We start from the raw sequence: 13815 nt of genomic DNA, 5'->3' as shown, positions 1-13815 counted from the left end.
AGGAAACGGCAACGGCCCCGACGCGGGCGATGAATCGAAACGATTGCACCGCCCGCATCGGCTGCCGTCCGGTCGGCGGGAGCGGCGTCTACACATCGCCGCTGTTATCCAGCTCCACCGCCTCATAGAGACGATCCTGCAGGTCGGGAATGGCGGCCTGCACCCGGTTCCAGCTGGGGATGAACGGCTTGTCGCGGGGCGATTCGAAGAACGCGGCGCCGGCCTGCATGATGTTGTCGGCGAACAGCTCCACCGCCGCCTCCTCGCTGTGGCGGTCGAGCTTGAGCCCGTTCATCGCCGCATCGTGATCGTAGGCTTCGATCAGATCCAGCGCCACGCGATAGTAGGTCGCCTTGACGGTACGGAAGCTCTCGACGCTCATCTCTACGCCAAGCGTCGCCAGCTTGCGATACATTGCCTTGGCGATATCCATGCTCATGCGGTTCAGGCCACCCGACGGATCGTCTTCCGATACCGGCTGATGCTTGTGGTCGTAGGCATCGGCGATATCGACCTGACACAGCCGCTTGGTCGAGAAGTTGCGGTGCACTTCCGAGAGCACGCCGATCTCCAGCCCCCAGTCGCTGGGAATGCGAATGCCATCGAGCACGTCGGCCCGCATCGAGAACTCACCGGAGATCGGATAACGGAAGCTGTCGAGATAGTCCAGGTAAGGCAGCGGCCCGTAGATCATCTTGAACGCCCGGATTAGCGGCGTGACCATCAACCGCGCCACGCGGCCGTTGAGCTTGCCGGAAGCAATCCGCGAGTAGTAACCCTTGCAGAACTCGTAGTGAAAACGCGGATTGGCCACCGGATAGATCAACCGGGCCAGCAGCCCGCGATCGTAGGTCACGATATCGCAGTCATGCAGCGCAACCGACTCGGCCTTGCCGGACGCGCGCACATAACCGGAGCAGTACCAGACGTTACAGCCTTTGCCCGGCTCCTGGGGGGCCAGATTCTCCTGGGCCAGCTCCTGATGCAGGGCCTGAAGACGCGGGCCGTCATTCCACAGAATTCGGTGGTGTTGCGGCAGGCGCGAAAAGAACTCGCGTGCCTTGAGGAACTGCTCGCGATCGGCGCGATCCAGACCAATGACGATCTCGCTGAGATAAGGCACCTTGCACAGCTCATCGACGATATGCGAAAGCGCCGGCCCTTCCAGCTCCGAATACAGCGACGGCAGGATCAACCCCATCGGCCGGCTGCGCGAGAACTGCTTGAGATCGGTTTCCAGTGCCTCCACCGAGCGGCGGGTGAGGTTGTGGAAATTGGTAACGATACCGTTCTGATAGAAATCACTCATGAGACACCCTCATCCTGTTGTCGGCTGGCGTCAGTCCTTGACGCCGGTTATCGGGATTATCCATCAATCGTCGGGATCGTTGTCGGCCCACCCCAGCTCCCGGGTTAGCCAATGAGAGACACCTTCCGACCAGCCCGTTGGCCCCTGGGCCTTGGTCCGATAGATCTGCGAGCCTTCCAGCGGCATCGGTTGGCCGTGACTGGCGGCGATGACGACCGCCATGTCGGTGGCTGCCAGCAGCGCCAGATCGTTGGGGCCATCCCCCAGACCGATCGTCCGCGGGCGATAGCCGCGCAACGCCTCGAAGCGCGCCACCAGCCAGTCCGACGCCTGCCCCTTGTCGACCGCGCCCATCACGTGCCAGAAGCGCCCGCCGCGGGTCAGGCGCAGGCCGTCGACACGCAGTGTCTCGTGCAATGCCTGCAGTTTGGCGTCGTCGTCTTCCCACACCAGCGGCTCGCTGCCTTCTCGCGTCATCGCCTGTTCGGCGCCGGCGGCGCTGAGCCCGGTCAGCGCCTGCACCTCGGCCAGATCCATCTCGCCCATGCGCCGAAAATTCAGGCCGTGGCGTTCACGGACCACGTCCAGGCGCCGTCGGATATAGTCGACGTCCATGCTCGGCGTCTTGACCACCAGGCCATCCGGCGAGGCAGGATCGCGATCCAGCCGCGCGTGCTGCCAGGAAGGCGGGAGCCCGATGACGGCACCGTTCTCGGCGATGAAAGGCGTATGTTCGAGCCCCAGCTCCTGGCGTAGCGCCAACAGCTCGGCGCGCGTCTTGCTGGTGGTGGGAATGATCGGGATCGCCTGTTGCTCCAGGCGCGTCAGCCAGGCCGATGCCGGCTGCCAGTCGTAGGTGTCGTGATCCAGCAGCGATCCATCGAGATCGGTAAACACCAACAGGGGTGGTTTGTTCAGGGCCGGCTGTGTCATGGCATCACCCGCATCGCTTCACCTCGTCATGTCGTACGCGATCGGCTGCTTGTCAGCAGACGTATAGGTGAAGGTAGCACGGATCATGCCAAACACGACGGCCCGAGACATCCATGGGTGTCTCGGGCCGTCGTCATCGGTTTCGTAGCTTCGGAACGCACAACAATACACCATCATGGTGCACTGCCGCGTACGCGCGCGCTGTTATCGCCCGTGGCGCGCAGCCACCGCCATGACCCCGGCCAGCGTGGCCCGGTCGCTGTCGACCGCCTCGACACGGATGCCGGCCGCTTCCAGCGCGATGGTATAGCTTTCACGCAGCGAATCGGCGCCGACCAGCCGCACGGTATCGAGCCCCGGGCGAGCCTGTCGCATCGCATACACCTCTTCTCCGATCAGCACGCCGGAGAGAAAGCTGCCCACCTGCTCTGCCTTCAGCTCGGCATAGAGATGCCGGCTGCGCGCCTCGAACAGCGCATGCATCACGCCGCCGGGGCAACCCGCCCGGGAAACGCCCAGCCGGAACGCCGACTCGTCGAACGGCGCCTCGTCGCGGGCCGGCTCTCCCAGCAAGGTGTGGAAGCGCACGGCATGGTAGAGCTCGCCGGTCATCACCGTGGTGAACTCGGTCATCCGGCCGCCGTCGAGCCGCGCCCACTTGCTGTGCGTACCCGGCAGACAGCAATCGCCGCTGTCGACACCCGCCAGCGCCAGCGCGCCGAATGCCTGGACCTCTTCGCCGCGCATCACGTCGACGTGCTCCGGCGTCACCTGCTTGACGCCCGGCACGATCCAGACGTTATCGAGCCCGGGCGCGGCGACCACGTTATCCGCCAGGTCGGCGGCCGTGGCCGGCAGCTCCAGCTGCGGCGCCTCGAACCAGCCCCGCGCCGAACCCACCATCCCGGCCAGATAGACCGGGACTGTTTCAGCGCCCGAAGCCGCGCCCTCAGCGCCCGAAGCCGCGCCCTCAGCGCCCGAAGCCGCACCTTCAGCGCCCGAAGCCGCACCTTCAGCGCCCGAAGCCGCGCCGCCGCCCTGCCGCCAGTCGTCGGTCTGCGAGGCGCAGTAATGCGGAAACTCGCTCTGGCTCAGCGCGCGCAGGCCGGAGGCCGAACGCCGGCTGTCCAGCACCTCGCCGCTGGCCGTGTCGACCAGAAACGCCCGGAAGTTGCTGGTGCCCCAGTCGACGACGATCAGGCGATCGGGTGCCTTGCCGCTCATGCGTCGGCCTCGCGTTCCAGCTGCTCAGCGTGGCTGGCGACTTCCCGCAGGCGGCGCCACTCCTCGACCAGCTCGGCGGCGATCCTGCCCACCTCGTCGGCGCTGCGTCCCGGCTTGTAGAGATTGCTGCCGAAGCCGAAGCCGGCCACGCCATGGGCATGCCACTCGCTCATGTTGCTCTTGTCGATACCGCCGACCGCCAGCACCGGCAGGCCCTTGGGCAGGATCGCGCTGATGGACTTGAGATAGCCCGTCCCCAGATCCGCCGCCGGGAACAGCTTGAGCGCGGTCGCCCCCGCCTTCGCCGCCGCCAGCGCCTCGCTCGGCGTCATGCAGCCGATCATCGGCGCCAGACCGTGCTCGACACCCGCCCGGATCACTTCAGGGTCGGTGTTGGGCGTGATCAGCAGCGGCGCCTCGAGCGATGCCAGCCGCTCGGCATGAATCGGATCCAGCACCGTGCCGGCACCGATCACCACGTCGTCCGGGCAGCGCCTGGCGATCGCCGCGATGCTGTCCCACGCCCGCGGCGAGTTGAGCGGAATCTCGATCAGCTTGAAGCCCGACGCCACCAGCGCATCGAACACCGCATCGATCTCCTCCGGCGTGATCCCGCGCAGGATCGCCACCAGCGGCCGCTCGCGCAGCGCCGTTTCGAGTGCAAACTTACGCGTCTCGTTCATTTCTCTCTCCTCGTTTCGGCACGTCCAACGCCGCATGATCGAGCGCAGCTCGCAGAGCGCCAGAAATTACCACTCTGCTATCGAACCATCCTCATGCGTCCACACCGGATTCCTCCAGCGATGGCCGACCTTGGAACGCTCCTCGACGAAGGCTTCGTCGATCTCGACGCCCAGCCCCGGCCCCTGCGGAATTGCGCAGTAACCGTCCTCGATCGCCAGGGCATTCTTGTCCACCAGGTAATCGAGCACGTCGTTGTCCCGATTGTAGTGGATGCCCATGCTCTGCTCCTGGATGAAGGCGTTGTGATTGACCGCATCCACGTGCAGCGAGGCGGCCAGGGTCAACGGCCCCAGCGGGCAGTGCGGCGCCAGCGCCACGTCGAAGCAGGAGGCCAGCGTGGCGATCTTCATCCCTTCGCTGATGCCGCCGCAATGGGAAAGATCGGGCTGGACGATGTCCACCATGCCCTCGACGAGCAGGTCGCGGAACTGGTAGCGGGTGTGCAGCCGCTCCCCCGTGGCGATGGGATACCCCAGGCCGCCGGCGATATGCTTGAGACTCGGCAGATGTTCCGGCAGCACCGGCTCTTCAACGAACATCGGATGATACGGCTCCAGCTCGCGCAGCAATGCCTTGGCCATGGGCCGATGCACGCGGCCGTGGAAATCGATGCCGATGCCCACGTCCGGCCCTACCGCGTCACGCGCCTCGGCGACACGGGCCACGGCTTCGTCCACCTTGGCGTGGGAGTCGACGATCGCCATCTCGGCGGTGCCGTTCATCTTGAAGGCGGTGAAGCCCTTGTCGACCAGTGCCTTGGCGCCGGCGCCGACATCGCTCGGCTTGTCGCCGCCGGTCCAGGCGTACATGCGCATCCTGTCGCGGCAGGCGCCACCCAGCAGCTGGTGAACCGGCACGCCGAGATCGCGCCCCTTGAGATCCCACAGCGCCTGGTCGATGCCGGCAATGGCGCTCATCAGAATCGGGCCGCCACGGTAGAAACCGGCGCGGTACATGATGTTCCACAGATGCTCGATGCGGCGCGGGTCCTGTCCGATCAGATAGTCGGAAAGCTCATGCACCGCCGCCTCGACGGTAGCGGCACGCCCCTCGACCACGGGCTCGCCCCAGCCGTAACAGCCCTCGTCGGTCTCGATCTTGAGAAACAGCCAGCGCGGCGGCACCTGCCAGGTCTTGAGTTGCGTAATTTTCATGGGTCACCTGTCTATCCAATCGGCGCGACAATGCGCCGACTCATGAATCCTTCGACTCATACGAGTTCGAAACGTTGACACGCTCGGCGTTGCCCCGAGCGTACTCCCGATCCGCCAGCGTCGCGAGCGTAGCCCGGCCACTGGCCGGGCTCATTCGGCGACGTCTCACACCAGCCACAGCGCCAGATCCGGCCATACCAGCAACAGCGCCAGCACGCAGAGCTGAATGGCGATGAACGGCAGCAGGGAAACGAAGATATCCTTCAGGCTGATCGACGGTGGCGCCACGCCCTTGAGATAGAACGCAGCCGGCCCGAACGGCGGCGTCAAAAACGATACCTGCATGTTGACGGCAAACAGGATGCCGAACCACACCGGATCGTAACCAAGCTGGGTGACGATCGGCACGAAGATCGGCAGCGTCAGCATCGCGACGCCTATCCAGTCGAGGAACATCCCCAGCACCAGCAGGATCAGCATCATCACCAGCATGATCACGATGGGCGCGACATCCAGCCCCATGATCATCTGCGAGATGAAGCGATTGCCGCCCATCAGGTTATAGACCCCCACCAGCGCGGCGGCTCCGATGCCGATCCAGATGATCATCCCGCAGGTGCTCAGGGTCTGGTTCAGGCTGGCATGCAGCGTCTTGATCGAGAACTCGCCGCGCAGGACGATCGCCACGAACACGCCGAAGACCCCCATGGCCGCTGCTTCGGTGACCGAGGCGATACCGCCGTAGATCGTGCCCAGTACCAGAAACGCGATCAGTCCGGGCGCCAGGATCGCCTTGATCGCCTGCCCCTTGGTCTTGATCTCGTTGTTCTCCCGCTCCTCCTCGGTCAGCGGCGGCCCCAGCGACGGGTTCTTCATGCACCGCAGCAGCACGTAGAGGATGTAGCTGCCCATCAGCACCAGCGCCGGGGTGATGGCCGCGGTGAACAGGTCCGCGATCGACTGGCTGGCGATCAGGCCGTAGATGATCAGCACGATCGATGGCGGCATCATCGTGCCCAGCGAGCCGCCGGCACAGACCACGCCGATGGAAAGATGCTTGTCATAGCCCAGGCGCAGCATCTGCGGCAGCGCCAGTATCCCCAGCAGCACGATCTCGCCGCCGATGATCCCCGACAGCGCCGCGAGGAAGAACGCCACGACCACGGTCTGGATCGCCACGCCGCCAGGCAGACGCCCGGCAAAGACCCGCATGGCGTTGAACAGATCCCTGGCGATGCCGGATCGATCCAACAGCGACGCCATCAGCACGAACATGGGCACCGCGACCAGTGAATACTCGGTAATGAAGCTGTAGACGCGACTGGTGACCAGCGGCAGCGCCATCGGCCCGAACCAGCCGAACGTGAAGCCGAGCGCCACCAGGCCGGTGACGAACGCCAGCGGCAGACCGGTGATCAGGAGCGCGAAGATGGCCCCGACCAGCAGCCAGGTTCCCGTTGCGATATCCATCAGACGTTCTCCCCGCGGTCATGGTTGGCCGCCGGGCGTCGCCCGGTCACGCTCTGGTAGAGATGCCACAGCGCCTGCAGCGTCATCAGCACCAGCGCCGCCAGAATCACCGTCTTCACCAGCGCCGGGAACGGCGGGTTCCACGAGGTTCCCGAACGCTCCAGACGCCAGTCCCCCATGGGGCCATGGGTCGCCGTCCAGCTCATGGTGAAGGCGGCATAGCTCATGCCGAGACAAAAGCCCAGCGTGACCAGATCATTGAAGACATCCAGGGCGCGCTTCAGGCGCGGGCCGGCGATGTCGTAGAGCACGCGAACGCGAATGTGGCGATTGCTCGCCATCGCGACGGGACCACCGACCGCAAAGGTCAGCGCTACCAGCATCACTACGGATTCATGCACCCAGGAGGTCGGCGAATCGAAGCCGTAACGCATGATCACCTCGAACACGCTGATCGCCATGGCGATGAAGACCAGCCAGGCGGCATAACGGCCGCCCCGACGCACCCAGCGGTCCAGCGGCGTACGGATCTCGTCGTTGCTTTCCTCTTCCGGAACCTGGTTCTGAATCGGTTCCGGCGGCCCTTCCTGCACCGGCATCGTGACCTCGTCCGTATTACGGGTCGGTTGTGTCATCGTGGGTTTTCCTCGAACGCCAGCCGAACATCGCCGCGCCGGGTCGACCCGGCGCGGCGATGACGGATGCCGGCGTTGTTACATCAGGTTGTTGTCTTGCAGGTAGCCCACGACCGAGTCGTAGAATTCCTGGGTGATGTCGTTGCGGCCGGCCCAGTTCTGCCACTCTTCCTGGGCGATGCGACGGAACTTGGCACGCTCTTCGTTGGACATGTCGACGAGGTGGATATTGGGATCCTCGCGCGCTTCACGTACGGCCTCGAGATCCAGCGTCTTCAGCTTGGCGACCATCTCGTAGGCCATCTGATCGACGGAGACTTCCAGAATCGACTTGAGGTCGTCCGACAGGCCATCCCAGATCTGCTTGTTGAGCGAGACGGAGACCATCGGCAGCGAGTGGAAGCCCGGATAGTTGGGATAGTTGGCGAACTCGTACAGACCCTGGGCGTAGTTGGTCGCGAAGACCGTGTAGTCCGCCGCGTCGATCACCCCTTTTTCCAGCGAGGTGTACACCTCGGAGCCCGGCAGGTTGACCGGCGTCGCCCCCGCCTTTTCGAAGATGTTGTAGACCATGCCTTCCGGCGCGCGCACCTTGAGGCCCTTCAGGTCTTCGACCTTCTCGATCGGACGCGAGCTCGGGAAGGACTCCAGCCCGGTCGCCGCGGCACCGATCAGGTGAACGCCATAGGGCTCGACCAGCTCGTTGTAGATCTGCTCGCCGCCGTGATACTTCATGTAGTCGAGGAACTGGTACGGATCGCTCCAGGCACCGACCAGGTTGCCGATCATGCCGAAGGCCGGATCCTGGCCCGAGAAGTAGCTGGGATCGGTCAGGTGCCCCTGCAGAATGCCGGAACTCACCGCCTGCAAAGTCTGGTTGGCCTGCACCACGGCATTGACCGGCAGGATCTCGATGGCGATACGCCCGTTCGACATCTTCTCGACGTTCTCGGCCCACTCCTTCTTGATCTCGAACTGCGGCTCGCCGGCGGTCTCGGACGTCTGAAAGGTCCATTCATAGTCGGCAGCCTGGGCATTGAGCGCGAACGCGCCAAGCGCAGCGATGGCCAACCCTTGAAGTGGCATGCGTAAAGTCATTGTGAGTCTCCAGTAGCGTTTGTTATCGCTCGAATGTCGTTGGGGACAGCGTGATCGAAGGCGATCGTTGCAAGATGTCCTCCATTCCCAGATCCCGGCCGGTACGTTCCAGCACCGAGAGCGCCGCCTGCTCGGCGGCTTCCGGCTGACGCAGGCGAATCGCCTCCATCATCCGGAAATGGCGCGCCATGCTGTCGTCGAGTTCATCGGCACTGTGATTGGAGCGCTCGACGATCAGGGCGATGGCGGGTCTGAGCACATGACTGATCTGTGCCCAGATGAGATTGTGGGAGGCCGCGAAGATCGCTTCGTGGAAGGCCACGTCGTAGTCGTCGTGGCTCTGGCCCTGCCAGCGCAGATCGGCCTGTTCGAGGGCACGGATCATGCCTTCGTAGGCGGTCTCGATAGCGAGCAGGTCCGAAGCCGTGGCATGGGTCGCGGCCAGGCCGGCCACGAAAGGCTCGACGGCCACGCGAAAGGCGAAGACTTCCCGCTGCAGCCGCGGGTTGGGCTGGGCGTAGCGCGCCATCCAGGCGCTGACCTGAGGATCGAGCAGATGCCAGGCCGAAAGCTCGCGCACCCGTGTGCCCTGCCCGGAAACCCGCACCAGCAAGCCGACGTTGACCAGCTTCTGCAGTGCGCTGCGCACGGTACTTCGGCTGACACCGAAGCGCTCGCAGAGGTCGATCTCCCGCGGGATCGTCTCGCCGATCGCGTAATGGCCGCTGAAAACGGCCTCGGCGAGGGCTTCGGCGATGTCCGGTCGCTGACTACGACTCGTGGCGGCCGTGGCATGACTCATGGGATCCCGCGCTTCCTTGTAGGACTAGGTACAGGTTATGTCCGACATAGGATCAACCAAACGCCGTCGACTTGCCTTTAGACTTTGGTCGCCGGCGACAGGCGAGATTCTAGTGAAGACGGCACGTGAAACCGCGCCGGGGCCAGAACATGCCACTGGCCTGACAGAGAGAAACCGGCCTAAGAGGGAGAAAAAATGGGAGCCAACACGTTACTCGGCCTGACCAGGGCTGCGATGGCACAAAGTCGCTATTCGCTCATCCCTTGGTAGAACGACATACATCGTTTGCGGGGCGTATCGCCAAGCCAATCGATCAGCAGTTGGGTATATTGCTCTCTAGCCTCGGCGACCAAATGATAATTGGTATCGAAGAAATCGTTCTCGTCACGCATGGCCTGGTAGGGATCGCCCAACCAGAACAGCCCTTGTTCACGGGCTCTCTCTTTCAACCCCGTATAGAAATCGTACTCGCGACTCACCGAACGATACGACTCCCTGAACGCCATGGGCGGGGGGACGAATATGGGGCAAGCGCCCTGATGCAGGAGCCAGTCCCTGAACGAAGTCAGGGTAGCCCAGGCATAGCGCCCGTCGTCCTGCAACTGGCCATAGCGCTCGGGCGGCAAGGATCGGACGCGTTCGACATCGCCAGCCGTTCGCCGGGAACGTGAAGAATCCGTCTGATCTCCCCTGCCATCGAAATGCTGTGGACCGTAAAAGCCGTTGACGGCAAACCCATTGGGTATGCCTCGATAACCTTCCAGAATCCGGGAAAAAGGCGTCTGCACGATGACCTTCAGCGCCTTTTCCCAGGCAAGCCATGGCAGCATTTCCGGATGTCCATTCATCCAGTCGACCAGGGTTCGAGAAACCGGTTCATCGAGATTGTAGAGCGGATATTCCAGCGGCAGTATCACCAGATCACCGGGGCCAATGCCCTCTTTGGCGGTCTGGAGAATGGCCGGTAGCGATATGCCTGCATTGACACCCATATTGACCGTAGGCAGGTGATATTTCTGTTCCAGCCGGTGGCTGTCAACGCCGAACATTGTGCCCGAACCGGCGAGCAGAACCACCTTGGGAGAACCGGCCTGCCGGGCGATACCGAGCTTTACCGCTATGGCACTTTCCACCCAGGCATTGTTCGGGTGCCGGTTGCCCAACTGACCATACCAGAGTAATGCCAGAACCATGACGGCAAGTAGTATTCCGCCCAGAAGGCCACCGGAGAAACCATGAAAAAACCTGCGTATCACTGGATAGGACTCTAGAAATTGAAATACAAAAACGCTTGCGTCGGCACATCGATCATCGTCTTGGCGCAGGCAACGATTGCCACTCCCACGATCAAGCCCCGCACTGCTGCCAGGCGATCATCATGCAGTTTCTCCAGTATCTGCCGCGCATTGGGAAACGCCACCGCCACGACAGTAGCAAACACCAGCAACAACCCCGGCTGAGCCAGAACCATCGGGTCCGACGGCGTCAGGCCCAGTACCGACGAAGCAGCTCCCAGTCCCGGCGTCCCCAGGGCGGAATAGAATGCCATCATCTGGGAAATGCCTTCGGCACGAAACGGCACCCAGGCCAGCATCACCAGCACGAACGTGACGCCCCAGCCGACCCATGACGGCAGCCGGTACGGAACCCGCCGGCGCCACAGCACGTACAAACCCAGCGCCAGGCCATGCAGCCCGCCCCACACGACGAATTGCCAGCCAGCCCCGTGCCAAAGGCCGCCCAGCAGCATCGTTACCAGCAGCGCCGAGAGCTGCCGGGGCAGGCCATACCGATTGCCACCCAGCGGGATGTAAAGATAATCCCTGAGGAAAGTGGACAAGGTGATATGCCAGCGTCTCCAGAAATCCTGTATCGACTTGGCCTTGTAGGGCGAATCGAAATTTGCCGGCAGCTGGACACCGAACATCAGCCCCAGCCCGATCGCCATGTCCGCGTAGCCCGAGAAATCGAAATAGAGCTGCATGCCGTAGGCCCAGCCGGCCAGCAGAGTGTCACCCGCGACCAGTTGCGATCCATCCTTGGCAAAGAGGTGATCGACGAACGGCGCCAGTTGATCGGCCACCAGCAACTTCTTGGTCAGACCGATCGCGAACAAAAGCAACCCGGCCTGCACCTGGCGGGCAGAAGGCCGCTTCAAGATCGCAAGCTGCGGCGCCAGCTCCCGATGATGAACGATTGGCCCGGCAATCAGTTGGGGGAAGAAAGACACGAACAGCAGGTAATCGACGAACCCGGAGACCCGCGTCAGCCGCCGGTTCACATCGACCAGAAAAGCGATCTGCTGGAAAGTGAAAAAAGAGATGCCCAGAGGCAGAACCAGAGTCTCCAGCGGCGCGAGGCTGCCCTCGTACAACGACAGCGCAAAGACGCGATACTTGAAGTACCCCAGCATGCCGAGATTGAAAGCCACGCCGAGCCATAACCAGACCCGGCTGGAAGAACCTTGCAAGCGCCGGGCGACGGCATAATTGATAAAGATACTGGACAGCAGCACCGGCAGTAACCAGTAGTCCCAGGCTGCATAGAAGACGCAGGATGCCACTGCCAGCCAGATGACGAGCGCCCGCGAAGAGCGCCAGGCGGCAATTGACTGATAACCAGCCCAGACCAGCGGTAAAAAAACGAAGATGAATAACGGACTGGAGAAAACCATCGGATAATGTCTATTGCCAATGCGATAGGCCAAAAAAACGCGGGGCACTATAGCACGTGGCCTTTTCACGGCGTAGGCGTACCTATGGCACTGCTCTGCCACCGGCTAGCCATCAATCTCCCGGCTTTGGCCAAGCTCCAGAGACGATTACGAAAAGACAGCCTGCATCAACGTTTTAACCCGCAAGCGGACACTCGCCCGCAGTCGGCGGCCGATCACGACACGGCCACACACGAGCTAGTCGCCCATCCCGCCGATACTGGCGTCATCATCTTCCAGACCCAGCCGTAAGAAGCGGTAGTCAGAATGCGTTTGGATCGCAGAAGCCTCTAACGACGGTAAGTGCAATGATCCGCAGATCCAGCCACAGCGACCAGTTGTCGATGTACCAGAGATCATGTTCCACGCGCAGCCGCATCTTCTCGATATCCGCCGTCCCACCCCGGAGGCCGTTGACCTGCGCCCAGCCGGTAATCCCCGGCTTCACCTTGTGGCGTTTCATGTAGGACTCGACGACATCCTTGTAATACTCGTTGTGCGCCAGCGCATGTGGCCGTGGCCCGACGATGGACATGCGACCCTGCAATACGTTGTAGAACTGCGGCAGCTCGTCCAGCGATGTCCGCCGGAGAAAAGCGCCAAACCGGGTCACGCGCGGATCTCCCTGCCTGGCCTGGGTCACGGCGCCATCGGCCTCCGTATGCACTTCCATCGAACGGAACTTGTAGACCTTGAAGCGACGGCCGTTGCTGCCCATGCGGTACTGCTTGAACAGCACCGGCCCCGGCGATTGCATCTTCAGAACCACCGCGATAACGGCGCAGACAGGCAGCGACAAGAGCAGGAACAAGCTGCCCAGTACCAGATCCTCTACCCGTTTCAGGAAGCGCGACGTTTCCCCCATGGAGGTCACGCTCAGATCGAGCGCGAAGTGGCCCGCCACCTCGCTGATGCGATGATTGAGAAGCCGCATGTCCTGAAACTCGGGAATGAAGCGCACCTCCGCCGTCTGGTGGCGCAGCGCATGCATGATCTCGCGCACCGCCCCTCCCATTTCCAGCGGCAGGCAGAGCCATACCTCTCGAGCGCCGGAAGCCTCTACCCGGCGAGCAAGACAACTGAGGAAAACCGGATCCGGCGATTCTTTCAAGCGCTGCACGCCGGAAATCGCGAAGCCCTCCCCCGGCGTCTTGCGCATGCTTCTGGCCACCTTGAGCAGGTTCGGGGCAGGCCCCACGAGAAAGACCCCACGAAGGTTCTTGCCCGAGAGTCTTGCGCTCCGGAGCAGCAGCGTCACGAATACCCGAAAGCCAGCCGCCAGGCCCAGCGAGAACAGCAGTGTCATCCCCAGCCACAAGCGCGAATAGCGAACCGAAGCTTCGGCCAGGTAGATGATCGACGTCGCCATCAAGGCAACGATTCCCCACACGACAACCAGCCGAAACAGAATGTTGGAGAGCCGGGTGGTGCGCCAGCGCACGTAAGCCCCGGCCATGAAGTTGGCCATCACGACAAAGATGGCCATGATCATCATGGCCAGCAGAAAGCGATCATGTACAGCCAGCGTACCGAACCGGATACAGTGGGCCAGAAAGCCCGACAACAGCACGGCCCCGGCGTCGATCAAGGGTACGAATATCTGAGCCGGGAATCGCTCGGTAATGTTTTTCTGTTGTCTCGAAACGCTCATCGTCCGTTCAAGTCACCCAGTGACGGAAATGTCAGCGACTCTATAACAACATAGTGCGCAGCGCGATGACCTGGCACTTAAA

General features: G+C 62.7%; 12 protein-coding genes. All 12 read right to left on the bottom strand.

Going from position 1 to position 13815, the window contains the following annotated elements:
• Positions 1-88: 88 nt before the first annotated feature.
• Positions 89-1309, bottom strand: a complete 1221-nt coding sequence (locus ACWHY3_RS04755) for a glycosyl transferase (RefSeq protein WP_322529124.1) — start codon at positions 1307-1309, stop codon at positions 89-91.
• A gap of 63 nt (positions 1310-1372) precedes the next feature.
• Positions 1373-2242 carry an HAD-IIB family hydrolase gene (locus ACWHY3_RS04750; RefSeq protein ID WP_448127700.1) on the bottom strand — a complete coding sequence of 290 codons (870 nt, stop codon included), beginning with the start codon at positions 2240-2242 and terminating at the stop codon, positions 1373-1375.
• 204 nt (positions 2243-2446) lie between these two features.
• The gene (locus ACWHY3_RS04745; protein ID WP_448127699.1) at positions 2447-3466 is read right to left on the bottom strand and encodes a 2-dehydro-3-deoxygalactonokinase; all 1020 of its coding nucleotides are present in this window, start codon (positions 3464-3466) and stop codon (positions 2447-2449) included.
• Entirely contained in the window at positions 3463-4149 is a 687-nt protein-coding gene (locus ACWHY3_RS04740) for a 2-dehydro-3-deoxy-6-phosphogalactonate aldolase (RefSeq protein WP_448127698.1), read from the bottom strand. The genes ACWHY3_RS04745 and ACWHY3_RS04740 overlap by 4 nt, the downstream gene beginning before the upstream one ends.
• 66 nt (positions 4150-4215) lie before the next feature.
• Positions 4216-5364, bottom strand: a complete 1149-nt coding sequence (gene dgoD / locus ACWHY3_RS04735; RefSeq protein WP_448127697.1) for a galactonate dehydratase — start codon at positions 5362-5364, stop codon at positions 4216-4218.
• 165 nt (positions 5365-5529) lie between these two features.
• Positions 5530-6834, bottom strand: coding sequence for a TRAP transporter large permease (locus tag ACWHY3_RS04730; RefSeq protein ID WP_448127696.1), 1305 nt, complete (start codon positions 6832-6834; stop codon positions 5530-5532).
• Positions 6834-7469: a TRAP transporter small permease subunit gene (locus ACWHY3_RS04725; RefSeq protein WP_071232534.1), complete on the bottom strand. Its 636-nt coding sequence runs from the start codon at positions 7467-7469 to the stop codon at positions 6834-6836. The genes ACWHY3_RS04730 and ACWHY3_RS04725 overlap by 1 nt, the downstream gene beginning before the upstream one ends.
• Before the next feature lie 78 nt (positions 7470-7547).
• Positions 7548-8567, bottom strand: a complete 1020-nt coding sequence (locus ACWHY3_RS04720) for a TRAP transporter substrate-binding protein (RefSeq protein ID WP_303855758.1) — start codon at positions 8565-8567, stop codon at positions 7548-7550.
• A 22-nt stretch (positions 8568-8589) separates the two neighbouring features.
• Positions 8590-9369 carry a FadR/GntR family transcriptional regulator gene (locus ACWHY3_RS04715; RefSeq protein ID WP_303855756.1) on the bottom strand — a complete coding sequence of 260 codons (780 nt, stop codon included), beginning with the start codon at positions 9367-9369 and terminating at the stop codon, positions 8590-8592.
• A gap of 248 nt (positions 9370-9617) precedes the next feature.
• The gene (locus ACWHY3_RS04710; RefSeq protein ID WP_448127695.1) at positions 9618-10625 is read right to left on the bottom strand and encodes a hypothetical protein; all 1008 of its coding nucleotides are present in this window, start codon (positions 10623-10625) and stop codon (positions 9618-9620) included.
• Between the two features lie 11 nt (positions 10626-10636).
• A complete protein-coding gene (locus ACWHY3_RS04705) occupies positions 10637-12145 on the bottom strand; it encodes an MBOAT family O-acyltransferase (protein WP_448127694.1) in 1509 nt (502 codons plus the stop codon).
• Positions 12146-12344: 199 nt separating this feature from the next.
• A complete protein-coding gene (locus ACWHY3_RS04700; protein ID WP_448127693.1) occupies positions 12345-13733 on the bottom strand; it encodes an undecaprenyl-phosphate glucose phosphotransferase in 1389 nt (462 codons plus the stop codon).
• Between the last annotated feature and the right edge of the window lie 82 nt (positions 13734-13815).

This window comes from Salinicola sp. NYA28a, assembly GCF_976982775.1.
This window is presented reverse-complemented; position numbering and strand designations above follow the sequence as displayed.

Bases quoted from the DNA above. Each gene is read 5' to 3' on its own strand.
- ACWHY3_RS04755 (WP_322529124.1), bottom strand. From the start codon at position 1,309: ATGAGTGATTTCTATCAGAACGGTATCGTTACCAATTTCCACAACCTC.
- ACWHY3_RS04750 (WP_448127700.1), bottom strand. From the start codon at position 2,242: ATGACACAGCCGGCCCTGAACAAACCACCCCTGTTGGTGTTTACCGAT.
- ACWHY3_RS04745 (WP_448127699.1), bottom strand. From the start codon at position 3,466: ATGAGCGGCAAGGCACCCGATCGCCTGATCGTCGTCGACTGGGGCACC.
- ACWHY3_RS04740 (WP_448127698.1), bottom strand. From the start codon at position 4,149: ATGAACGAGACGCGTAAGTTTGCACTCGAAACGGCGCTGCGCGAGCGG.
- dgoD (WP_448127697.1), bottom strand. From the start codon at position 5,364: ATGAAAATTACGCAACTCAAGACCTGGCAGGTGCCGCCGCGCTGGCTG.
- ACWHY3_RS04730 (WP_448127696.1), bottom strand. From the start codon at position 6,834: ATGGATATCGCAACGGGAACCTGGCTGCTGGTCGGGGCCATCTTCGCG.
- ACWHY3_RS04725 (WP_071232534.1), bottom strand. From the start codon at position 7,469: ATGACACAACCGACCCGTAATACGGACGAGGTCACGATGCCGGTGCAG.
- ACWHY3_RS04720 (WP_303855758.1), bottom strand. From the start codon at position 8,567: ATGACTTTACGCATGCCACTTCAAGGGTTGGCCATCGCTGCGCTTGGC.
- ACWHY3_RS04715 (WP_303855756.1), bottom strand. From the start codon at position 9,369: ATGAGTCATGCCACGGCCGCCACGAGTCGTAGTCAGCGACCGGACATC.
- ACWHY3_RS04700 (WP_448127693.1), bottom strand. From the start codon at position 13,733: ATGAGCGTTTCGAGACAACAGAAAAACATTACCGAGCGATTCCCGGCT.